Raw genomic sequence first — 22043 nt, forward strand, 5'->3', positions numbered from 1 at the left:
GGCGGGGCTCACGCCGCCAGCCGCTGCGCCTCCGCCACCGCCTCGGCCAGCGTGTCCACGACCGGAACCCCGACCTCCTCCAGGCTGGCCCGGCTGTGCGACCCCCCGGTGTACAGCACGGCTCCCGCCCCCACGTGCCGCGCGGCAACCGCGTCGTCCGCGGCATCACCGATCACCACGGTCCGCGCCACCTCGACCGCCCCGGACAGCGCCTCGAGGTGCCGCACCATGTGCTCGGCCTTGCTGCCACCGGACGGCCCCGTACGCCCGTCCACCCGTATGAAGTGCGGCTCGATCCCGAAGCCCCGTACCAGCGGCACAAGCTCCTCGTGCCCGTACATGCTCAGCAACGACTGACTGTGCCCCGCAGACCGCCATCCCACGAGCAGCTCGGCCGCGCCCGTGGTCAGCCCGCAGCGGACCCGGTGCTCCGCGTAGTACCGGTGGAAGACCCCGTCCATCTGCTCCCACTCGGCTTCCGTGGGCAGCCGCCCTAGCAACCGCTCGTAGAACTTCGGCACCGGCACGCAGTACAGCGCGCGGTACTGCTCCAGCGTGATCGGCGCCAGTCCCAGCTCGGCGAAGGCCGCGTTCGTCGCCCCGATGATCGCGTCATTGTCGTGGAACAGGGTCCCGTTCCAGTCCCAGACGATGTGCGCGCTTCCGTGCATCCCCATGCCGAAAACCGTACCCGCCCCCACTGACAATCAGGGCGGGCAGACGGCCCGGGGCCCGCTCAGCCCCCGTGCACCAGGCTGGGAATCTCCTGGGTGGCGAACCACAGCAGCTCATGGTCGTCGGCCCCGTCCACGACGAACTGCGCGTCGTCGTCCCCGCCGTCGGCCGCCTCCAGCGCCTGTGCCGCCGCGGCCACCTCGTCCTCCGCGTCGTCGGCGTCGACATGCACGGCCGCCGCCTTCGCGAGCGCCACCGTGCCGGCCACCGTCACCTCGCCGAGCGCGGCCGGATCGAGCCCGCGGTCCGGGTCCGCCGTGGCGGCGCCGTCGGACACGTCGACGGCGACCACGACCCGGCGCCGTACGGCACCCGGATCGGCCGCCAGCAGCCGCAGCGAAGCCAGCGAGGCACGGCTGAGCGCCGCGTACTCCAGCTCCTCGATGTCGTCGGAGAGGTACCACTCACGCAACGCGGGCGTGACGGCGTACGCGACGAACGGGCCGGTCCCCAGCTCACCGGTCTTGTGCGCCTCGGCGAGACCGGGGAGGGTCAGGGGGACGTAGACGCGCATGGCTGGCCGCTCTTTCCTGGTCACCGACGGGCCTTCAGGATACGTGCGCCCGTCCCCTTTCGAGTCCCCGCCCACGCCCCGGACCGCGTCCACCCGGAGCCCCGGACCTCACCCTGTCCGGCCGCTCAACCACGGGATTTCCCCGTCCCCTCACCACCCGGATAGGTGAACACGTCCGCCCCCTCGCCACCCGCCCCGCCTTCCTTGCGACGGCCGTCCCCACCCCCGTACAAGATCCCCACCAGCGAGTTACCGCCCGGTATCAACCGGGCCGACCGAACGGGGACCCCGATGAACAAGGTCATGAGCCGCAAGCCCCAGCCCCGCCCGCGGCACCGCCCGCCGACCCGCCACGACTCCCGCCGCCCCGGCAGCGCACCGCCCCGCAACCCCGCCCGCGGCAGGGCCCGTACGACGCCGGAGACGGCCATGACGCAGCCACGCCCCACCGACCTCTTCGCCGACCGTCTGCTGGCCGTCCTGAGCGGTCAGCGCCCCGTTCACTGGATGCTCCGGCACACCGCGGGCCGCGCCTACGACGAACTCGCCCGCCTCGCCGAACGCGGCCCCCTGCGCACCCACGGCACCCGCCCGGTCGTGGACGACATCGGCTACTACGTGGCCCGCGCCGGCGCCCTCGAGGTCTTCGCCCGCATCGCCGCCGGCGACCAACGCCGTGCGATGGCCTTCCGCCTCGAACAGGGCCCGGACCTCCGCTGGCGCTGCACGGCGGTGGAACTCGGCATCCCGAGCCGCCCCCACGCCGACGAGGTGTGACGAGCCCCGCACAGCCGGGGGCAGCCGCACGACAAGCCAAGGGCCGGGCCCCCGACAGGAGACCCGGCCCTCGTTCAACGGCTGATGCGCCGCGCCTTACTTCTTGCGGCGCCGCCCGCCCTTGGCCTGCCGACGGCGCTCCGCACGCGTCAGCCCGTCCGACTCGGAGCGCACCGGCTCGTCGTCCTCGAGGTCGCGCTCCAGGATGCCGCCCTCACCGTCCACGGTGGGCGCGGAGAAGTGCAGATCCCGCCGCTGCGGAACGTCGAGCCCCTTGGCCCGGATCTCCGGACGCGCACCCGCCTGCGCCGGCACCGTGTCCTGGACGCCCTCCGCCACCGGCTGGGCCTCCTCGACCGGGACCTCCTCGACCTGCTGCTCGACCTGGACCTCCAGGTTGAACAGGTAGCCGACGGACTCCTCCTTGATGCCCTCCATCATCGCGGTGAACATGTCGAAGCCCTCGCGCTGGTACTCGATCAGCGGGTCCTTCTGAGCCATCGCGCGCAGGCCGATGCCCTCCTGGAGGTAGTCCATCTCGTAGAGGTGCTCACGCCACTTGCGGTCGAGGACCGACAGCACGACCCGCCGCTCCAGCTCACGCATGATCTCGGAGCCGAGCTGGGCCTCGCGCGCCTCGTACTGCTCGCGGATGTCGTCCTTGATGGACTCGGAGATGAACTCGGCGGTCAGACCGGCCCGGTCACCGGCCGCCTCCTCCAGCTCGTCGATGGTGACCTTCACCGGGTAGAGCTGCTTGAAGGCGCCCCACAGCCGGTCCAGGTCCCAGTCCTCGGGGAAGCCCTCGGCGGTCTCCGCGCCGACGTACGCGTCGATCGTGTCGTCCGTGAAGTGCTGCACCTGCTCGTGCAGGTCCTCGCCCTCCAGGACGCGACGGCGCTCGCCGTAGATGACCTCGCGCTGCCGGTTGAGCACCTCGTCGTACTTCAGGACGTTCTTACGCGTCTCGAAGTTCTGCTGTTCGACCTGCGACTGCGCGGACGCGATCGCGCGCGTGACCATCTTGTTCTCGATCGGCACGTCGTCCGGCACGTTCGCCATCGCCATCACGCGCTCGACCATCTGGGCCTTGAACAGGCGCATCAGGTCGTCGCCCAGCGACAGGTAGAAGCGGGACTCGCCCGGGTCGCCCTGACGGCCGGAACGACCGCGCAGCTGGTTGTCGATACGCCGCGACTCGTGCCGCTCGGTACCGAGGACGTAGAGGCCGCCGAGCTCCTCGACCTCGTCCTTCTCGGCCTTGACCGCCTGCTCGGCCTTCTCCAGGGCGGCGGGCAGGGCGTGCGCCCACTCCTCGATGTGCTCCTCGGGGTCGAGGCCGTGCTGGCGCAGCTCCGCCTCGGCGAGGTCCTCGGGGTTGCCGCCGAGCTTGATGTCCGTACCGCGGCCGGCCATGTTGGTGGCCACCGTCACGGCGCCCCTGCGGCCGGCCTGGGCGACGATCGAGGCCTCGCGCTCGTGGTGCTTGGCGTTCAGCACCTCGTGCTGGATGCCGCGCTTGCTGAGCTGCTGGGAGAGGTACTCCGACTTCTCGACCGACGTCGTGCCGACGAGGATCGGCTGGCCCTTCTCGTGCTTCTCGGCGATGTCGTCGACGACCGCCTCGAACTTGGCCACCTCGGTCCGGTAGATCAGGTCCGACTGGTCCTTGCGGACCATCGGCTTGTTCGTCGGGATCGGGACCACGCCGAGCTTGTAGATCTGGTGGAACTCGGCGGCCTCGGTCATGGCCGTACCGGTCATGCCGGAGAGCTTGCCGTAGAGGCGGAAGAAGTTCTGCAGGGTGATCGTGGCGAGCGTCTGGTTCTCGTCCTTGATGTCCACCCCTTCCTTCGCCTCGATCGCCTGGTGCATGCCCTCGTTGTAGCGGCGGCCGGCGAGGATACGGCCGGTGTGCTCGTCGACGATCATGACCTCGCCGTCGATGACGACGTAGTCCTTGTCCTTCTTGAAGAGTTCCTTGGCCTTGATGGCGTTGTTCAGGTATCCCACGAGCGGGGTGTTCACCGACTCGTAGAGGTTGTCGATGCCCAGCCAGTCCTCGACCTTGGCGACGCCGTTCTCGTGGATGGCGACCGTGCGCTTCTTCTCGTCGACGTCGTAGTCGCCGGTCTCCTCCATGCCCTTGAGCGGGTTGCCCGCCTCGCCCTTCTTCAGGCGCGTGACGAGCTTGGCGAAGTCGCCGTACCACTTGGTGGCCTGGTCGGCCGGGCCGGAGATGATCAGCGGCGTACGGGCCTCGTCGACGAGGATGGAGTCGACCTCGTCGACGATGGCGAAGTTGTGGCCGCGCTGGACGAGCTCGTCCTGGGACCACGCCATGTTGTCGCGGAGGTAGTCGAAGCCGAACTCGTTGTTCGTGCCGTACGTGATGTCGCACTCGTACTGCTCGCGGCGCTGGGCCGGCGTCATGTTGGCGAGGATGCAGCCGACGCTCAGACCGAGGAACCGGTGGACGCGGCCCATCATCTCGGAGTCGCGCTCGGCCAGGTAGTCGTTGACCGTGATCAGGTGGACGCCGTCGCCGGAGAGGGCGTTCAGATACGCGGGCAGCGTGCCGACGAGGGTCTTGCCCTCACCGGTCTTCATCTCGGCCACGTAACCGAGGTGGAGGGCGGCGCCACCCATCAGCTGCACGTCGTAGTGCCGCTGGCCGAGGACGCGCTTGGCGGCCTCGCGGACGGTGGCGAACGCCTCGGGGAGCAGGTCGTCCAGGCTCTCACCATCGGCGTAGCGCTGCTTGTACTCCTCGGTGAGAGCACGCAGCTCGGCGTCGGAGAGGTCGACGAAGTCCTCTTCGATGGAGTTGACCTGGTCCGCGATGCGGTGCAGCTTGCGCAGGATCTTGCCTTCGCCTGCACGCATGATCTTCGAGAGGACGGACACGGGGGCTGGTCTCCTTGCCGGTCGGGCCTGGGACGGTCGGTTTTCCTTTTGACGTACTGAGCAACGGCCATCGTATGCGAGGACCCGGCCGCGCCGGGAGGCCTGGCGGTCCGACGGCTGCTTCACCCTGGACAACGGGCGGGCACTGTGGATAGTGCCGCTCCGCGACAAGGAATTGCGCGAAGTGTGATCACCCGCTCACACACGGCGAAAAGCACTGGCGCGGCGCGTTCCGCCCGCGCAGAATCGGCCGATGGAACCCGTCATTCTGCCCACCGACCGTCTTGTGCTGCGCACCGTCGGACCTGACGACACCGAGGCGGTGTACGCGGCCGCCCAGGACCCTGATCTGCAGCGCTGGATCTCCCAGTTCCCGTCGCCCTACCTGCGCGAGCACGCGGAGAGCTTCACCGGGCAGATGGTGCCCGACGGCTGGGCGAACGACTCGATGTACACGTTCGGCGTGTTCCTTCCCGACGGGGAACTGGCGGGGATGCTCGGGATCACCATGCGCGCCCTGGGTGTCGGCGAGATCGGGTTCTGGGCCGTGAAGGAGCACCGCGGCCGCGGCTACATCACCGAGGCCACCCTCGCCGCCGCCCGCTGGGCCTTCCTCGCCCTGTCCGTCGACCGCCTGGAATGGCGTGCGGAGGTCGGGAACGGTCCCTCCCGCGCGGTGGCGGAGCGCGCCGGTTTCACCATGGAGGGCACCCTGCGCTCGGCCATCAACAACAAGGGGGTGCGCCGGGACTGCTGGCTCGGCTCCCTGCTCCCGTCGGACCTGAGCCTGCCCTCCACGGCGCCGTACCTGCCCGCCCGGACCTGACCCCGGCTGGACGAAACCGCAGGTCGCCCCGCGCTGTCAGTGCCACCCCCTATCGTCCGAGGCATGACGACCCTGCCGCGCCCCACCACCACCCTCACCGCGGACGACGCCCGCCGGATCGCCCTTCGGGCCCAGGGCTTCCTCGGTGCGCCCGACCGGCGGGCCGGTGTCCGTGGGGTGCTCCGCCATCTCGGCGCGGTCCAGCTCGACACGATCTCGGTCCTCGCCCGCTCGCACGAGCTGATCCCGTACGCCCGGCTCGGCGCGGTCGGCCGCGCGACCGTCGAGTCGGCGTACTGGAAGCCCGCGTCCACGGGCACGGCTCCGGCCCGACCGCATGCCTTCGAGTACTGGTCGCACGCGGCGTGCATCCTTCCGGTCGAGGAGTGGCCGCACTTCGCCTTCCGCCGCCGCGCCTACCGCGGCCGCCCGCACTGGAACCACCAGCTGCCCGACGGCGCCTACGACCAGGTCATCAAGCAGCTGCGCACGGAAGGCCCGCTGACGGCCACGGAGTTGGGCGGTGCGAAGAAGACCAACGACTGGTGGGACTGGTCGGGTACCAAGGTCGCCGTGGAGCGGGCGCTGATGTACGGCGAGGTGGTGTGCGTCGAGCGCCGCGGCTGGAAGCGGGTGTACGACCTCGCCGAGCGCGCGATCCCGGGCGCGCTGCTGCACGACGAGCTGGACGACGCCGAGTGCACGCGCCGCCTGGTCCGGCTGGCCGGCGAGTCCCTGGGCGTCGGCACGCGCGCCGACATCGCGGACTACCACCGTCTCAGGGGCGAGCAGGTCGATGCGGTGATCGCCGACTCGGGTCTGGTGCCGGTCGAGGTGGAGGGCTGGGGCAAGCCTGCCTGGGCGGACCCGGCGGCCCTCGCCACACCGCCGCGCGGCCGTCACCGCACCACGCTGCTGTCCCCGTTCGACTCGCTGATCTGGGAGCGGGCGCGCACGGAGCGGATCTTCGGCTTCACCCACCGCCTGGAGGCCTACGTCCCCAAGCCGAAGCGGGTCTACGGCTACTTCGCGATGCCGGTGCTGGCGGGCGGTCTGCTGGTCGGGCGTGTCGATCCGGCCCGCGAGGGCAGCACCCTGGTGGCCAGGCAGGTCACCCTGGACGGCCCGAAGGCGGTCCCGGCGGTGGCGCAGGCTCTCGTCGAGGCCGCGACCTGGGTGAACTGCGCGGACGTCCGGGTGGAGCGGGTGGAGGCACCCGAGCTCCGCGAGCCCCTCACCAGGGAACTCGCCGGCCTTCTCGGCTAGGGGCTAGCGGATCTCGAGGATCTTCTCCCGCATCGCGTAGACCACCGCTTCCATCCTGGAGTGCAGCTGGAGCTTCTCCAGGATGTTGCGGACGTGGTTCTTCACGGTGTTCTCGGAGATGAACAGCTCCTTGGCGATGTCCCGGTTGTTCATCCCGGTGGCGACGAGCTTGAGGACCTCCAGCTCGCGGTCGGTCAGCCGTGGCGCGGGCACCAGCCGGCGTTCGTCGGTGCGCTGGATCATCGACTTGAACTCGGTCAGGAGCTTGGACGCCATGGACGGGCTGATCTGCGACTGCCCGTCGGCCACGGCACGAATGGCGGTGGCCACCTCGTCCGTGGAGATCTCCTTGAGGAGGTATCCGGTCGCGCCCGCCTTGATCGCGTCGTAGAGGTCGGCCTCCTCGTCGCTGATCGTCAGCATGATGATCTTCGCGCTGGGGGCGACCTCCTTGATGGAGGTGCAGGCTTCGATCCCGCCGCGCTTGGGCATGCGTACGTCCATCAGCACGATGTCGGGCAGCAGGTCCGCGGCCTTGTCGACGGCCTCGGCACCGTCTCCCGCCTCGCCGACGACCTGGATGTCCTCCTCGGCCGCGAGCACGATCTCCAGGCCACGGCGGAAGAGCGCATGGTCGTCCACGACCAGGACTCTGATCGGCTCCCGGCCCGAAGAGTCCGTGTCCGGGCCCCTGCCGATGACATCGTCGCCCGCGTCATCGCCTCGCATCGGCCCGAAGGTGTCCGCCATCGTTCCTCCCCCTGAAGGCTGTGGCCTGTGGTCCTGCGCCATCGCCAACCCAAGGCACCGGTCCACCGGTTGGGCCGGTGCGGTCATGATTTCATGCCCGGACGACGCCGAGGTGACGAGCGGGGCGCGAAGTGGTCGCACACGGGTGCCCCTGGGGGCGCACACGCGCATCCAGGGGCACCGGCTCAGCTTCGGCCGGGTGGGTCAGCCACCCAGCGTGCCCCCTGTCGCCGGGGGTGCCTCGGCGACCATCGCTTCAGTGCTGAGGTGGATGACGCCGTAGTCGTAGGCGTGCCGCCGATAGACGACACTCGGTTCCTTGGTCTCGGAGTCGACGAACAAGTAGAAGTCGTGGCCGACCAGTTCCATCTCGTAGAGCGCCTGGTCGAGGCTCATCGGGGAGGCGACGTGCGTCTTCTCGCGGACGATCAGGGGACCTTCGCCCTTGACCTCCAGCGAACCGATCTTCCTGGTCGGCACTCCGTCCGACTCGTCCTCGTGGACGGGGACGCCGTTGCCGTTGAGCGTCGCCACGCCCGGGACATGGTCGGGAACCTCCGCCGCCGAGATCCGGCGGGCGCCGCGGCGCGAGAATCGCTTGTCGTGCTGCTTGCGCAGCCGGGCGTCCAGCTTCTCCGCCGCCAGGTCGAGTGCCGCATACGGATCGCTGGCCGCCGCCTCCGCCCGGATCACCGGACCGCGGGACCTGAGCGTGATCTCCACTCGGTCGCACCGGTCGGCCTGACGGGGGTTGGGCTCCTTGGACACCTCGACGTCGAGGCTGATCACCTTGCCGTCGAGCTTCTGGATCTTCTCCAGGTTCAGCTTCTCGGCCACGTGCTTGCGGAACCGCTCGGGCACCTCGGTCTTGCGGCCCTTGACGACGATGTCCACGCAGAACTCCGTTCCCGGATCGCTCCGCTCCATCGGCGGAGCATCTCCCTTTTGCACCAGGTTCCGGTGAGCCCCGGAACCTCGGACTCGGTGACTTCACCTCCTCCTCCCCCATGGGCAAGATCTCCACCCCAGCGCTGCAGGTGATTGCGGAAAACCCGCAGCACAGCATTCGGATAAGAGAGGTGTGGCCTGCGCCTTTCCTCACAACCGAACATATCTCGCCCGGACGGATGTCGTCACCCTCTACCGCTGCGTACCTCCGTTCAGGTGAATTGACCCTCTCGCTACCTGCAACGATGCAGGCAGGTGCTCAGTTCCTGTTTATTTCAAAGGAATCCCTCGGAGCGGCGACCACGACTGCGTGGAGCGCCTCTCCGATGACGTTCGGCGCCACTATTTCTGGTGCACCATGCACCCAGTTCTCCCTGTCCGGCCGTGCTCCGATACGTCGTTCACACCTTCCTTCCCGGGTTCCGGCCCCGTACACAGCGGTTCCCCCATTGCGGCGCGATACAACCGCCTCCCGCAGGGCCCGCGCCGCCTCCGCAAGGCTCGCTCCCGTCGTGATCAGGTCGTCGACGACCACGACACGGCCCTGGGCGAGCAGCCGCTCCCCGCCCGCCGTCACCTCCAGCGCGCCGGCGAGGTTCTCCAGGCGCTGCCGGGCGTCGAGCTCCGTCTGGTCCGCCACCGCCCGCCGCTGCCGCAGCACAGCGGCCACCCGGGCCGGTGTCCCGGTGCGCCGCAGCTCACCGGCCGCCGCGAGCGCCATCCGCCGCACCGGATCGTGCCCACGAGCCCGCACGGCCCACCGGGCGGAGGGCACGGGGACGAGCAGCAGGCTCCCGGACCCCCGCCGTCGCATGGGCGCGCCAACGGGCCCAGCCGGCCCGAGACCCGCCCGCACAGCTCCCGCCAGGGCCGCGCCCAGGGCCCCGGCGAGCGCCAGCGCACCGCGCTCCTTGTGGGCGAGGAGGAGAGCCCGCACCTCCCCCGCGTAAGGAGCCGCCGCGTGGACCACCGGCAGCCCGGGCGGCTCCGGCACCGGCCGCACCCGGCGCGGCGCGCCTCCGCCCAGTGCGGTGCGGCACCGCGGGCACAGCTCCGTACGAGGTGCCCCGCAGCCCGCGCAGTCGGCCGGCAGCACCAGGTCGGTGAGGTCCCGCCACCACCCCCGCATGTCCACCACTGTGCCAACGTCCGGGACGACCGGCCACCCCTGTGGAAAACGGCCTGTGGACAGCCCGCCACAACGCCCACCGACCATCACCCACACGGGTGCGGGCCATCTGGGCGGACGTGCGGAACGAGCGTCTGCGCAGGGCCGGACGCCCACACGAGGCGGGCGTCCCGGTGGAACAGGGTTCTCAGCCCGGATAGACCGGCGCGGTCCCGTCCTTGTCCACCTTCTGCCACTGGTCCCCGGACGGCAGCCGTACGATCCCGTCCTCCGAGTAGGCCACCAGCGGCACCCGCTCGTCCTCGGACGCTGCGATCGCCTTCACACCCGACAGGGCCGCGGGCGCCGGACCGTCCAGGGTGGAGCCGTCGACCTGGACGTACCGCATCTGGTGCACGCCCCCCTGCTCCAGACCGACCACGACCAGCCGGCTGTCCCCGGCCCAGGACATGGCCGTGACCTGCTCCAGATCGGGGGCGGCGGAGCGCAGTTCGAGGACCGCGGGACGGGCCCCCGACGTGTCGTCGCGCTCGATCCGGCCGATGAGCAGGGACTGCTGCTTGTCGTCCTTCTCCACGACCAGCGCGACCCGCACCCCGTCGGCGGCCACCCGCACGTCACGGATGCGTCCGGGCAGATCCGGGATGCTGACCTCCACCGGCTTGCCGACGCCCTGCTCGAGGACGTACAGCTTCGGATGGCGCGGGTCGCGGTCGGCCACCCACAGGTCGCCGCGAGCGTCCCAACTCGGCGTGGTCAGGCGGTCGGTCGGGGTCGCCCCCTGACTGCCGACCACCGCTTCCCCGAGCGAACCGCCCGATGCCAGCGAGGTCACGTACAGCGCCTTCCCGTCGGCGCCGATCCCGGCCACGGTGTGCTCGTCCCGCGAGACGGCCACCGACTGCAGCTCCTTCTCGGCCTCCCCCAGCGGGCCGGGCACCGGAACGGCGCCGGTCCCCGCACTCCCGGTGGGCAGCCGCACCAGGCGGTGCTTGCCGTCGAGGAAGTACAGGTACTCGGGGCGCTGGGCCGAGGCGTGCCAGGCGGCGGACTCGGCACGCTCCTCGGTGAGGTCGCACAGCCGGTGTCCGCCGGGGCCCTGCAGCTCGACCGACTCCAGCGTCGGCGTCAGGTTCCGCAGCGTGAACAGCAACTGGGTCGCCATCTCCGTGCACTTGGCGGACCCGGCCCGGGAGACCTTGGAGTTCAGCGGCACCGTCAGTCTGTTCTGGTCGTCCGGCGTCAGCCCCGACACGCCCTCCTGCAGGGCCGTATCGGTCGGGAAGCTGGACCTGACCACCGGCTCCAGCCATCTGGTCGGCCCGCTCAGCACCGACCGCACCATCTGGGTCATCGGGTCCACCGTGCTGCGGACGAACACCGGGTCGGCGACCGCCACCGGCTGCCCGGTCGCACCGACCGTCGTGGTGGAGGCGAAGTAGTACTTGTTGACGGACGTGTAATTGCGCTGGAAGTCCGACTTGCCCATGACAACGCCCTGGGGCAGCGTGTCGATGCGCCACTGACCGCTCTTGCCGTCCTTGGTGAGGTGCACCTTCCTGCTGTAGGACCCGGCGGCGGGCGAGTACGCCTGCTGCGCGTCGACCTTGGCGACCATGCTGCCCGTCAGGACGTAGGTGAGGCTGCTGGTGTCGACCGCCTCCCGGCCGCCGCCGGACGGCTGGGCGGAGACGGCACTCGGCCCGTTCGCGAGGACGGTGGCCGACTGCTCCGGCCGCCAGGTGCGCGCGGCATCGGCCGTCAGGTACTTGCGGGCGGTGTCGTACTGCGGATCGTCGCTGGTCAGGGCCTCCAGGAAGCCCTGCATGATCTCGCCGGGCTCGGCGTCCTCGGCGGGCGGCATGGCGAACACGCGCACCCCGGTGTCCTGCCGGGGCGTGGACTCGACGTCCCGCAGATCCCCGCTGTCGGGCATCGAGGCGCACCCGGCCAGCAGAACCGCCCCACAGGCCGCGTAAGCCACCGCGCGTCCCGGCTTGCGCCGGACGCCCCCCTCGCGGTCAGCGCCCACGAAATGCCTCCCCTGGCTCGGTCGAGTCCTTGGGCCCGGCCGGATCCGGACGGCCCGCGTGTGTGTCGGATGCGGGACCGGCCGCGGTCCTGTCGTCGGGGCGCCGTGCACCCCCGGCGGGCCGGGGAACCACACGCGCACCGTTGCCGGGCAGCGCGGTCGGGTCGGCGGTCGGGGTGACGGAGGCCAGCCGCGGGGCGATCGGTGCGCGCGCGGGCAGGGGCGGCCCCTGGCCGCCGCCCGGCTGCACCGGAACGGTCGCCCGCTTCTCCTCGCCCCCATGGGGCAGGCCGGCGTCGTCGAGCCCGCGGTTGCGCCGCGAGTCCTTGGGCTCCAGCGGTATCGGAGAGCCGCGCAGCGGTTCGTCCGCGGTCCGCGGCAGCGTCAGCCGGAACTGCGAGCCGCCGCCCGGTTCGCCCCAGGCCTGCAGCCAGCCGCCGTGCAGCCGGGCGTCCTCCAGGGCGATCGACAGCCCGAGGCCCGTGCCGCCGGTGGTACGCGCGCGTGCCGGGTCGGCCCGCCAGAAGCGGCTGAAGACGCGGGTCGCCTCGCCGGGCTTGAGTCCTACGCCGTAGTCGCGCACCGCGATGGCGACCGCGCCGCCCGCGGAGGCCAGCTTGACGACGACGTCCTTGCCCTCGCCGTGCTCGACGGCGTTGACGACGAGGTTGCGCAGTACGCGCTCCAGCCGCCGGGCGTCGGCCTCGGCGACCACGGGCTGCTGGTCACCGACGACGCGTATGTGGGTGCCCTTGCGCTCGGCGAGCGGCTCGGCGCCGCCGACGACCCGCCGCACGACCTCCCTGAGGTCTATCGGCTCGGCCTCCAGCGCCGCGGCACCGGCGTCGAAGCGGCTGATCTCCAGCAGGTCCGCGAGCAGTGACTCGAACCGGTCCAGCTGGTCGGCGAGCAGCTCGGCCGACCGCGCGGTGACCGGATCGAAGTCCTCGCGGGCCTCGTGGATGACGTCGGCGGCCATCCGCACGGTCGTCAGCGGCGTACGCAGCTCGTGCGACACGTCGGAGACGAACCGCCGCTGCATCCGCGACAGGTCCTCCAGCTGCTGGATCTTCAGCTGCAGGTTCTGCGCCATCTTGTTGAACGCCTCGCCCAGCCGGGCGATGTCGTCCTCACCGGTGACCTTCATCCGCTCCTGCAGCCGCCCGGCGGACAGCCGCTCCGCGATCCCGGCCGCCATCCGCACCGGAGTGACGACCTGCCGCACCACCAGCCAGGCGATGGCGCCCAGGAGTACGACGACGAAGAGCCCGGCGGTCGCCAGCGTGCCCTTGACCAGGCTGAGCGACTTCTCCTCCTGTGTGAGCGGGAAGAGGTAGTACAGCTCGTAGGGGTGGCCGTTGGGGTCGTTCACCTGCTTGCCGATGACCAGCGCCGGCTGGGACTCCTTGCCGTTGGAGTAGACGATCCGGGTGTAGCTCTGGGCGGCGGTCGTACTGCTGTTGATCCGGTCGCGCAGGTCGGCGGGCACGCTGGAGGAAGGGTCGACGTATCCGGAGCCGCGCGGGCTGCGCCCGCCGCCGCTGTCGTCACCCACAGGGAGCGTCACCACGTCGAAGGCACCGGCACCGCCGCTGGAGAGCGAGTCCACGAGATCGCTCATCCACGGGATGACGTTCTGCGACTGCCGTCCGTCGGCCGTCTCGGTGCCGTCACCGCCGCCGGTACCCGTGCCGCCGACTGCCTCGTCGTCGGCCTTCTGCTTGGCCACCGCGAACCCGCCGGTGGCCTGGCTCTGCGAAGCCTTCACCTTCGCGTCCAGCAGGCCGTTGCGCACCTGCCCGATCACGACGAAGCCCAGCAGCAGGACGACACCCAGCGACATCAGCAGTGTCGTGGCGACGACCCGCAGCTGGATGTTGCGCCGCCACAGCCGCATGACGGGCAGCAGCGGACGGCGCACCCAGCGCATGAACAGGCGGACGACCGGGCTGCCCTGGACCCCGCCCTGCAGCAGCCCGCCCTCGAAGAAGCGTCCCCAGCCCGAACCCGCCGCCTTCCGGCCGACAGGCCGCCCCGGACGGGCCCCGGACCGGCCGGGAGCCGAAGCGGTCCTGTCCCCGGACATGTCAGCTCGGTCCGGCCTTGTAACCGACACCACGGACGGTCACCACGATCTCCGGCCGCTCCGGGTCCTTCTCGACCTTGGAGCGCAGCCGCTGGACGTGCACGTTGACGAGCCGCGTGTCAGCGGCGTGGCGATAGCCCCACACCTGCTCGAGCAGCACCTCACGCGTGAACACCTGCCACGGCTTGCGGGCCAGCGCGACCAGCAGGTCGAACTCCAGCGGGGTCAGCGCGATCGACTGCCCGTCCCGCTTCACCGAGTGCCCGGCCACGTCGATGACCAGGTCACCGATGGTGAGCTGCTCCGGCGCCGGCTCCTCCGACCTCCTGAGCCGCGCCCGGATCCGGGCCACCAGCTCCTTCGGCTTGAACGGCTTCACGATGTAGTCGTCGGCGCCCGACTCCAGGCCCACGACGACGTCGACGGTGTCGCTCTTGGCCGTGAGCATCACGATCGGCACCCCGGACTCCGCCCTGATCAGGCGGCACACCTCGATGCCGTCCCGGCCGGGCAGCATCAGGTCGAGCAGCACCAGGTCGGGCTTGGACTCACGGAAAGCGGCCAGCGCCTTGTCGCCGTCGGCTACGAAAGACGGCTCAAAACCTTCACCACGCAGCACGATACCGAGCATCTCGGCCAGTGCGGTGTCGTCGTCGACGACAAGGACTCGTCCCTTCATAAACGACATCATCCCATTCTCATAACAGCGACAGGCGCCCTGGTGAGGGAGGTCACGGCCTCGTGACGATAGTCGTAGGAGCCCGTCACTGTCTGCCCTCGTCCGCCGACATTGATGTCGATGACGGATGTCGGCCACCCGGCGCACCCACCGCCGAGGTCGGTTCTACGGCGATGTGCGGCATAAACCACCCCATGGTCCCCGGAAAGGGCGAACCCGGCACGCGGACCGTATGGGACGAATGAGATCACCACAGGTGGAGGGGCTGTTTGCCGTTGAGCGGCGCGACATCGTCCTCCTAGTCGATCGTCGCCCGGCGCGACCTGGCACACAGCTGCGCGAGTGCCTCGGCCGTCACAGGAGAGACGGCTCCCTCCTCGGTGACGATCGCCGTCACCAACTCGGGCGGCGTCACGTCGAACGCCGGGTTGTACGCCTGGGTCCCCAGGGGTGCCACCGGAATCCCGCCTCCTGCTCCCGTCACCGGAACCTGGGGCGCGGTGACGTCGGTGACCTCGAACCCGGGGCGCTGCTCGACCTCTATGGACGCCCCGTCCGGCGTCTGCGGGTCGACCGTCGTCACCGGCGCCACGACGATGAACGGCACATGGTGGTAGCGCGCGAGCACCGCGAGCGGATAGCTCCCCACCTTGTTCGCCACCGAGCCGTCGGCCGCGATCCGGTCCGCCCCGATGAGCACTGCGTCCACGTCACCCGCCGCGAACAGCGAACCGGCCGCGTTGTCGGTGAGCAAGGTGTACGCCATGCCGTGGCGAGCCGCCTCGTACGCCGTCAGACGAGCGCCTTGCAGCAGCGGGCGCGTCTCGTCCACCCACAGCCGCCGGAGCTGCCCCGCACGGTGCGCCGCGAGAGCCACCGCGAACGCCGTGCCCTCCCCGCCCGACACCAGCGATCCGCTGTTGCAGTGGGTCAGGATCCGGTGCCCGCCGCCCGGCAGCAGCTCGGCCAGGAGCGCCAGGCCGTGGGCGGCCATCCGGGCGCTGGCCTCGGCGTCCTCCCGGTGCAGCGTCCGCGCGGCGGTCAGCGCCGCCGTGGCCGCCTCGGCGGTGTCGCCGGTGCTCGCGAGCGCCGCGCGATAGGCGGACTCGGCTCGGTGCACTCCGACGGAGAGGTTCACCGCGGTCGGCCGGGCACCTTCGAGCGCCCGCGCGGCCTCCTCCACGTCGAAGCCCCGCGCGGCGGCGAGCGCGACACCGTACGCCCCCGCGATCCCGAGCAGCGGCGCCCCGCGCACGGCGAGCGAACGGATCGCCTCCACCAGCGCGGGCGCGTCCGTGCACACCAGCTCGACCTCTTCGCCGGGCAGCCTCGTCTGATCGAGAAGGACCAGTACAGGACCTTCGGGTGGTTCCTCCCATCGGAGCACAGGTATCTCGGTCGGCCGCTTGCCCTCGCCGGTTTGCGCGTACTGATCAGCCATGCGGTCAGTCTGCCCCGTATCCGGCGGACCATTGAAGGCGTCCGGCCCCACCGCGGCCGGTCACGCGATGACCACCCCATGGCACGATGTCTGCCAACCTGCCCCCGCGACCGCGGACGGGCACCGTAGAGGAGCATCGATGACAGACACTCCGGGCTGGGCCTCGCCCGGATCCGCCCCGTCGCCCGACGGGCGGGAACCCGGCGCGTCCGGCCCCGCCGAGCCCACCGACCGTCCCGGCCCCGCCGAGCCGGCCGCGCAGCCCGGCACAGACCCGCAGGGTCCGGGCCCGAAGTGGTCCAAGGAACAGCCGCCGCCCGGTCAGTGGTCCGCGCCCACGGGTCCGCCGAGCCCCGGTCAGGCCCCGCCACCTCCACCGCCCGGCCCGGGGGGCTGGGGCGGCGGGTACGGCGCCGGACAGCCCGGTGGGCACGGAGGCGGCTCCTACGGCGGCCCTCCCGGCGGCTACGGCACCCCCGGCTACGGAGCCTGGGGCGGCGGCTGGGGCGGTCCCCCGCCCGCCGCCAAGCCCGGCGTGATCCCGCTGCGCCCGCTCGGCGTCGGCGAGATCCTCGACGGTGCCGTCTCCACCATGCGCACCTACTGGCGCACGGTCCTCGGCATCTCGCTCACCGTCTCGGTCCTCACCCAGCTGAGCGTGATCCTCCTGCAGGGCCTCCTGCTGAAGGACAGCGCGACCACCAGCGCCCTCAACGACCGCAGCGCCACGCCGAGCGAGATACTCCAGGCCGTGGGCGCATTGATGGCCGGCACCGGTCTCGTGGCCGTCATCACCGTCGTCGGCACCATCGTCGCGACCGCCCTGCTCACCACGGTCACCAGCCGCGCCGTCCTCGGCAAGCCGGTCAGCACCGGCGAGGCCTGGCGGGACGCCCGCCCGCAGGTGCCGAAGCTGTTCGGCCTGCTCCTCCTGCTGGGCCTCATCTCCGTCGGTGTGCTGCTCTGCGGCGCACTGCCCGGCACCCTCATCCTCGTCGCCGGCGGAAACACCGGAGCCGGCATCGCGGTCGTGGTCCTGGGCGTCCTCGCCGCCGCCGTCGTCGCGGTGTGGCTGACGGTCCGCTTCTCCCTGGCCTCGCCCGCGCTGATGCTGGAACGGCAGAGCATCGTGAAGTCGATGAGCCGCTCCGCGAAGCTGGTCCGCGGCTCCTGGTGGCGCGTCCTCGGCATCCAGCTGCTCGCCGGGCTCATCGCCAACATCGTCTCGTCGCTCGTCGTGATCCCCTTCACCCTCGTGGCGGCCGCCGTCAGCGGCGACGGGACGGTGGGCCTCTTCTCCCCCGACGCCCCGAGCCCCGGCTGGAGCTTCCTGATCATCAGCGGCATCGGTTCGGTGATCGGCGCCATGATCACGCTCCCGATCAACGCGGGCGTCATCGTGCTCCTGTACATCGACCAGCGCATCCGCCGCGAGGCCCTCGACCTCGAACTGGCCCGCGCCGCCGGCGTCCAGGACTCCGGCACCGGCACCCCCGGCCCCGTCCCGGGGAGCTGATGCGGTGAGCCTGACGGGGGGAGTTCTCACGGCGGCCCCGGCCCTGCCGGGCGCCGCCGGATCGGCCGTACGAGGCCTGTTGAGCGTGGCACACACCACGGTCCTGGCGGCCGGCGGCTCGGGCGACGAGCCGCCCGTGACCATCCCGCGTGATCCTGCACGGGAGGCGGCACGCCGCGAGCTGTCCAAGCGGATGTACCACGAGAACGACCCCAGCCTGCTCCAGCGCGCCCTGAACGCCTTCTGGGACTGGCTGGACAAACTGTTCAGCACCGCCGCCGCCGCGACACCCGGCGGCACGCTCGGCCTGCTCGTCGTCGTCCTGTTCGTCGTCGCCGTGCTGGCCGCCCTGTGGTGGCGCCTGGGCACCCCGCGCCGCCAACCGGTCTCCACCGCGGCCCTGTTCGACGAGCGCCCCCGCAGCGCCGCCGAACACCGCGCGGCCGGCGAGGCACACGCCGCCCAGGGCCACTGGAACCAGGCCGTCCAGGAACGCATGCGGGCCATCGTCCGCTCCCTGGAGGAGCGAACCCTGCTCGACGTCCGGCCCGGCCGCACCGCCGACGAAGCCGCCGCCGAGGCCGGCCGCACGCTCCCCGCCCACACGGACCGACTGCGCTCCGCCGCCCGGGAGTTCGACGACGTCACATACGGCGGGCGCAGCGCGAACCGGCAGTCGTACCAGCGGATCGCCGAACTCGACCGCGACCTGGAACGCACCCGGCCGGTCCTCGCCGACAACGCCACGGGCACGGCCCACGACACCGGCCGGGGGGCCGCCCAATGACCGCCGAGGCCACCCTGCCGACCACCTCGGCGTCGCCCACGGCCCGCCAGATCTGGACCCGCGGGCGCGGCATCGCCCTCGCCGTCGTCCTGATCCTGATCGCTGCCGTCGCGATGGCCGCCGTCCGCTCCCAGACCCGGCACGGCGAACTCGACCCGCGCTCCGCCGACCCCTACGGCAGCCGCGCCGTCGCCGAACTCCTCGCCGACCGGGGCGTCTCCACGCGCGTGGTCACCTCGCTCGGCTCGGCACGCGCCGCCGCCGGCCCGGACACCACGCTTCTCGTGGCCGTACCCGACCTTTTGACGCCCGCTCAACAGACCAGGCTGCACTCGGCCGTGGCGGACTCCGGTGGCCGCACGATCCTCGTCGCCGCCGGCGCCTCGTCCGTCGAGCGACTCGCCCCCGGGGTCACCGCGGACCCCGCCACCAGCCTCGACTCGACGCTCACCCCCGACTGCACGCTGCCCGAAGCCCGACGCGCGGGCAGCGCCGACACCGGCGGCATCCGCTACACCACCACGCACCTCGACGCCGACTCCTGCTACCCCAGCGAACGCCTCGCCACCCTGCTCCGCCTTCCGGCGGCCTCCGGGGACGGCGACACCATCGTGCTCGGCGCGCCCGACATCCTCTTCAACAAGCGCCTCGGCGCACAGGGCAACGCCTCGCTCGCCCTCCAACTCCTCGGCTCCCGCCCCCATCTGGTCTGGTACCTCCCCTCGCTCTCCGACGCGGCCACCGACACCGGCGAACGGAAGAGCTTCCTCGACCTGATCCCCTCGGGCTGGCTCTGGGGCACCCTGCAGCTGTTCATCGCCGCGGCCCTCGCCGCCTTCTGGCGGGCACGCCGGTTCGGCCCCCTCGTGCCCGAGAAACTCCCCGTCGCGATCCGCGCCTCCGAAACCGCCGAAGGCCGCGCCCGCCTCTACCGCAAGGCCAACGCCCGCGACCGCGCGGCCGCCGCTCTTCGCTCCACCACCCGCACGCGCCTCGCCCCCCTCGTCGGCGTCCCCGTCGCCCAGGCGCACGCGCCCGAAGCTCTGCTCCCCGCCCTGTCCGCCCACCTCAAGGGCGACGGACAGGCCCTGCACTCAACTCTCTTCGGAACGCCGCCCGGCGACGACGCGGCCCTCATCGCACTCACCGACCAACTCGACGCCCTCGAAAGAGAGGTACGCCGTCCATGATGGACCCGACCACTGACAACGCCGGGAACACCGGGGACTCGGCTGCCGCACGGGCCTCCCTGGAAGCCCTGCGCGCCGAGATCGCCAAAGCCGTGGTCGGCCAGGACCCCGCCGTGACCGGTCTCGTCGTCGCCCTTCTCTGCCGCGGACACGTTCTCCTCGAAGGCGTTCCCGGAGTCGCCAAGACGTTGCTCGTGCGCACACTCGCGTCCGCACTCGAACTCGACACCAAGCGTGTCCAGTTCACCCCCGACCTGATGCCGAGCGACGTCACCGGCTCCCTCGTCTACGACACCCGCAGCGCCGAGTTCTCCTTCCAGCCCGGCCCGGTCTTCACCAACCTCCTTCTGGCGGACGAGATCAACCGCACCCCGCCGAAGACCCAGTCCTCCCTGCTGGAGGCCATGGAGGAGCGCCAGGTCACGGTCGACGGCACCCCCCGCCTGCTGCCCGATCCGTTCCTGGTGGCCGCGACCCAGAACCCGGTCGAGTACGAGGGCACCTACCCCCTCCCCGAGGCCCAACTGGACCGCTTCCTCCTCAAGCTGACGATCCCTCTGCCCTCCCGCCAGGACGAGATCGACGTCCTCACCCGCCACGCCTCGGGCTTCAACCCGCGCGACCTGCACGCCGCCGGCGTCCGCCCGGTGGCCGGTCGGGCCGACCTCGACGCGGCCCGCGCCGCCGTCGCCAAGACGACCGTCTCCCCCGAGATCACGGCCTACGTGGTGGACATCTGCCGCGCCACCCGCGAGTCGCCGTCCCTCACCCTCGGCGTCTCCCCGCGCGGCGCCACCGCACTGCTCGCCACCTCGCGGGCCTGGGCCTGGCTGACCGGCCGCGACTACGTCATCCCCGACGACGTGAAGGCCCTCGCCCTGCCCACCCTGCGCCACCGCGTCCAGCTGCGCCCCGAAGCCGAGATGGAAGGCGTGACCGCCGACTCCGTCATCAACGCCATCCTCGCCCACGTCCCGGTCCCCCGCTGATGGCACTCACCGGACGCGCCGCCCTTCTCGCGGCCCTCGGTTCGATCCCCGTCGGCATCCTGGAACCCGGCTGGACGGGCATCCTCGCGCTCAACGGTTCCCTGGCCCTGGCCTGCGCCTGCGACTTCGCCCTCGCGGCACCGGTACGACGGCTCGTCCTGTCCCGCTCCGGCGACACCTCTGCACGCCTCGGCGAAACCGCCGACGTCACACTCACGATCACGAACCCCACCGGCCGGCTGCTGCGGGCCCGCCTGCGCGACGCATGGCCGCCCAGCAGCTGGCGGCCCGGCACCGAGGTCGAGAGCTCTCGCCACCGCGTCACCGTCCCGGCCGGCGAGCGCCGCCGGGTGACGACCCGACTGCGCCCCACCCGGCGCGGCGACCGCCAGGCCGACCGCGTGACGATCCGCTCCTACGGCCCCCTCGGTCTCTTCTCCCGCCAGGGCACCCACAAGGTTCCGTGGACGGTACGGTTCCTGCCCCCCTTCACCAGCCGCAAGCACCTGCCGTCGAAGCTGGCCCGGCTGCGGGAACTCGACGGCCGCACCAGCGTGTTGACGCGCGGTGAAGGCACCGAGTTCGACAGCCTGCGCGAGTACGTCCCCGGCGACGACACCCGCTCGATCGACTGGCGCGCCACCGCCCGCCAGTCCACGGTGGCCGTCCGCACCTGGCGCCCCGAACGCGACCGCCACATCCTGCTGGTCCTCGACACCGGCCGCACCTCGGCCGGCCGCATGGGCGACATCCCCCGCCTGGACGCCTCCCTGGACGCGGCCCTGCTTCTCGCGGCACTGGCCTCTCGCGCCGGCGACCGCGTGGACCTGCTGGCCTACGACCGCCGGATCCGCGCCCTGGTCCAGGGCCGCTCCGCAGGCGATGTCCTGCCGTCCCTGGTCAACGCGATGGCAACGCTGGAGCCGGAACTCGTCGAGACCGACGCCCGTGCCCTCACCGCGACCGCTCTGCGTGCGGCTCCTCGACGCTCTCTGATCGTGCTGCTCACGACGCTCGACGCGGCACCGGTGGAGCAGGGTCTGCTGCCCGTGCTCCCACAACTCACCCAGCGCCACACGGTTCTCGTCGCCTCAGTGGCCGATCCGCACATCGCCCAGATGGCCCAGGCCCGCGGGAACGCCGAGGCAGTGTACGAAGCTGCCGCGGCCGCGCAGGCTCAGAACGAACGTCAGCGCACGGCGGAACAACTCCGTCGTCATGGGGTGACGGTCGTGGACGCGACGCCTGAGGATCTGGCGCCTGCATTGGCTGATGCATATCTCGCTCTGAAGGCGGCAGGCCGGCTCTGATCTGCTGCTGCCAGCCCGCCCCTTCGGGGTAATGGACCCTGAACGCAGAAAACCCCCGCATCCGAAGATGCGGGGGTTTTCTCAAAATTTGTTCGGCGGCGTCCTACTCTCCCACAGGGTCCCCCCTGCAGTACCATCGGCGCTGTGAGGCTTAGCTTCCG

18 protein-coding genes and 1 rRNA gene are annotated in these 22043 nt (G+C 71.4%); 8 read left to right on the top strand and 11 right to left on the bottom strand.

The features are described from left to right. Positions 1 to 8 precede the first annotated feature (8 nt). Positions 9 to 677: an HAD family hydrolase gene (locus AC07DS_RS36540; protein WP_479152454.1), complete on the bottom strand. Its 669-nt coding sequence runs from the start codon at positions 675 to 677 to the stop codon at positions 9 to 11. A 59-nt stretch (positions 678 to 736) separates the two neighbouring features. Beyond that, on the bottom strand, positions 737 to 1249 hold the full coding sequence (locus AC07DS_RS36545) for a DUF6912 family protein (protein ID WP_479152457.1): 513 nt from the start codon (positions 1247 to 1249) through the stop codon (positions 737 to 739). A 291-nt stretch (positions 1250 to 1540) separates the two neighbouring features. Here AC07DS_RS36545 and AC07DS_RS36550 point away from each other — a divergent pair, with 291 nt between their 5' ends. Further along, positions 1541 to 2026 carry an Rv3235 family protein gene (locus AC07DS_RS36550; RefSeq protein WP_479152461.1) on the top strand — a complete coding sequence of 162 codons (486 nt, stop codon included), beginning with the start codon at positions 1541 to 1543 and terminating at the stop codon, positions 2024 to 2026. A 96-nt stretch (positions 2027 to 2122) separates the two neighbouring features. On the opposite strand, the gene secA is transcribed toward AC07DS_RS36550, so the two are convergent. Continuing rightward, a complete protein-coding gene (gene secA / locus AC07DS_RS36555; protein WP_479152463.1) occupies positions 2123 to 4933 on the bottom strand; it encodes a preprotein translocase subunit SecA in 2811 nt (936 codons plus the stop codon). Positions 4934 to 5186: 253 nt separating this feature from the next. Between secA and AC07DS_RS36560 the strand changes: the two genes are divergently transcribed. Then, the gene (locus tag AC07DS_RS36560) at positions 5187 to 5759 is read left to right on the top strand and encodes a GNAT family N-acetyltransferase (RefSeq protein WP_479152465.1); all 573 of its coding nucleotides are present in this window, start codon (positions 5187 to 5189) and stop codon (positions 5757 to 5759) included. A gap of 63 nt (positions 5760 to 5822) precedes the next feature. After that, entirely contained in the window at positions 5823 to 7025 is a 1203-nt protein-coding gene (locus tag AC07DS_RS36565) for a winged helix-turn-helix domain-containing protein (RefSeq protein ID WP_479152468.1), read from the top strand. A 3-nt stretch (positions 7026 to 7028) separates the two neighbouring features. Here the strand turns inward: AC07DS_RS36565 and AC07DS_RS36570 are convergent, their stop codons facing one another. From AC07DS_RS36570 to mtnA, 7 genes are all read right to left on the bottom strand, one after another. Further along, positions 7029 to 7775, bottom strand: a complete 747-nt coding sequence (locus AC07DS_RS36570) for a response regulator (RefSeq protein ID WP_479152471.1) — start codon at positions 7773 to 7775, stop codon at positions 7029 to 7031. A 204-nt stretch (positions 7776 to 7979) separates the two neighbouring features. Further along, positions 7980 to 8669: a ribosome hibernation-promoting factor, HPF/YfiA family gene (gene hpf / locus AC07DS_RS36575; protein WP_479152489.1), complete on the bottom strand. Its 690-nt coding sequence runs from the start codon at positions 8667 to 8669 to the stop codon at positions 7980 to 7982. Between the two features lie 313 nt (positions 8670 to 8982). Beyond that, positions 8983 to 9852: a ComF family protein gene (locus AC07DS_RS36580; RefSeq protein WP_479152473.1), complete on the bottom strand. Its 870-nt coding sequence runs from the start codon at positions 9850 to 9852 to the stop codon at positions 8983 to 8985. 187 nt (positions 9853 to 10039) lie between these two features. Next, positions 10040 to 11884, bottom strand: a complete 1845-nt coding sequence (locus AC07DS_RS36585; protein WP_479152475.1) for an LpqB family beta-propeller domain-containing protein — start codon at positions 11882 to 11884, stop codon at positions 10040 to 10042. Beyond that, positions 11874 to 13970 (bottom strand): MtrAB system histidine kinase MtrB, encoded by a 2097-nt coding sequence (mtrB, locus tag AC07DS_RS36590; RefSeq protein ID WP_479152476.1) that lies wholly within the window; start codon positions 13968 to 13970, stop codon positions 11874 to 11876. The genes AC07DS_RS36585 and mtrB overlap by 11 nt, the downstream gene beginning before the upstream one ends. Position 13971: 1 nt before the next feature. Then, positions 13972 to 14661, bottom strand: a complete 690-nt coding sequence (gene mtrA / locus AC07DS_RS36595) for a two-component system response regulator MtrA (protein ID WP_187279108.1) — start codon at positions 14659 to 14661, stop codon at positions 13972 to 13974. 286 nt (positions 14662 to 14947) lie between these two features. Then, positions 14948 to 16090 (bottom strand): S-methyl-5-thioribose-1-phosphate isomerase, encoded by a 1143-nt coding sequence (gene mtnA / locus AC07DS_RS36600; protein WP_479152478.1) that lies wholly within the window; start codon positions 16088 to 16090, stop codon positions 14948 to 14950. Between the two features lie 139 nt (positions 16091 to 16229). Between mtnA and AC07DS_RS36605 the strand changes: the two genes are divergently transcribed. From AC07DS_RS36605 to AC07DS_RS36625, 5 genes are read left to right on the top strand one after another with little or no spacing between them, the layout of a single operon-like run. After that, a complete protein-coding gene (locus tag AC07DS_RS36605; protein ID WP_479152480.1) occupies positions 16230 to 17606 on the top strand; it encodes a DUF7847 domain-containing protein in 1377 nt (458 codons plus the stop codon). 4 nt (positions 17607 to 17610) lie between these two features. Then, positions 17611 to 18393, top strand: a complete 783-nt coding sequence (locus tag AC07DS_RS36610) for a DUF4129 domain-containing protein (protein ID WP_479152481.1) — start codon at positions 17611 to 17613, stop codon at positions 18391 to 18393. Continuing rightward, entirely contained in the window at positions 18390 to 19583 is a 1194-nt protein-coding gene (locus tag AC07DS_RS36615; RefSeq protein WP_479152483.1) for a DUF4350 domain-containing protein, read from the top strand. The genes AC07DS_RS36610 and AC07DS_RS36615 overlap by 4 nt, the downstream gene beginning before the upstream one ends. Beyond that, positions 19583 to 20572: an AAA family ATPase gene (locus tag AC07DS_RS36620; RefSeq protein ID WP_479152492.1), complete on the top strand. Its 990-nt coding sequence runs from the start codon at positions 19583 to 19585 to the stop codon at positions 20570 to 20572. The genes AC07DS_RS36615 and AC07DS_RS36620 overlap by 1 nt, the downstream gene beginning before the upstream one ends. Then, on the top strand, positions 20572 to 21882 hold the full coding sequence (locus AC07DS_RS36625; RefSeq protein WP_479152485.1) for a DUF58 domain-containing protein: 1311 nt from the start codon (positions 20572 to 20574) through the stop codon (positions 21880 to 21882). The genes AC07DS_RS36620 and AC07DS_RS36625 overlap by 1 nt, the downstream gene beginning before the upstream one ends. Before the next feature lie 90 nt (positions 21883 to 21972). On the opposite strand, the gene rrf is transcribed toward AC07DS_RS36625, so the two are convergent. Further along, positions 21973 to 22043 (bottom strand): 5S ribosomal RNA (gene rrf, locus AC07DS_RS36630); the annotation flags it as partial.

This window comes from Streptomyces sp. NPDC044064 (genome assembly GCF_056434245.1).

Excerpts from the sequence above, each read along its gene's own strand:
- mtnA (WP_479152478.1), bottom strand. The coding sequence starts at position 16,090 with ATGGCTGATCAGTACGCGCAAACCGGCGAGGGCAAGCGGCCGACCGAG.
- AC07DS_RS36615 (WP_479152483.1), top strand. The coding sequence starts at position 18,390 with ATGACCGCCGAGGCCACCCTGCCGACCACCTCGGCGTCGCCCACGGCC.
- mtrA (WP_187279108.1), bottom strand. The coding sequence starts at position 14,661 with ATGATGTCGTTTATGAAGGGACGAGTCCTTGTCGTCGACGACGACACC.
- AC07DS_RS36540 (WP_479152454.1), bottom strand. The coding sequence starts at position 677 with ATGGGGATGCACGGAAGCGCGCACATCGTCTGGGACTGGAACGGGACC.
- AC07DS_RS36545 (WP_479152457.1), bottom strand. The coding sequence starts at position 1,249 with ATGCGCGTCTACGTCCCCCTGACCCTCCCCGGTCTCGCCGAGGCGCAC.
- AC07DS_RS36560 (WP_479152465.1), top strand. The coding sequence starts at position 5,187 with ATGGAACCCGTCATTCTGCCCACCGACCGTCTTGTGCTGCGCACCGTC.
- AC07DS_RS36570 (WP_479152471.1), bottom strand. The coding sequence starts at position 7,775 with ATGGCGGACACCTTCGGGCCGATGCGAGGCGATGACGCGGGCGACGAT.
- AC07DS_RS36565 (WP_479152468.1), top strand. The coding sequence starts at position 5,823 with ATGACGACCCTGCCGCGCCCCACCACCACCCTCACCGCGGACGACGCC.
- AC07DS_RS36605 (WP_479152480.1), top strand. The coding sequence starts at position 16,230 with ATGACAGACACTCCGGGCTGGGCCTCGCCCGGATCCGCCCCGTCGCCC.
- AC07DS_RS36620 (WP_479152492.1), top strand. The coding sequence starts at position 19,583 with ATGGACCCGACCACTGACAACGCCGGGAACACCGGGGACTCGGCTGCC.
- AC07DS_RS36550 (WP_479152461.1), top strand. The coding sequence starts at position 1,541 with ATGAACAAGGTCATGAGCCGCAAGCCCCAGCCCCGCCCGCGGCACCGC.
- AC07DS_RS36580 (WP_479152473.1), bottom strand. The coding sequence starts at position 9,852 with ATGCGGGGGTGGTGGCGGGACCTCACCGACCTGGTGCTGCCGGCCGAC.
- mtrB (WP_479152476.1), bottom strand. The coding sequence starts at position 13,970 with ATGTCCGGGGACAGGACCGCTTCGGCTCCCGGCCGGTCCGGGGCCCGT.
- AC07DS_RS36625 (WP_479152485.1), top strand. The coding sequence starts at position 20,572 with ATGGCACTCACCGGACGCGCCGCCCTTCTCGCGGCCCTCGGTTCGATC.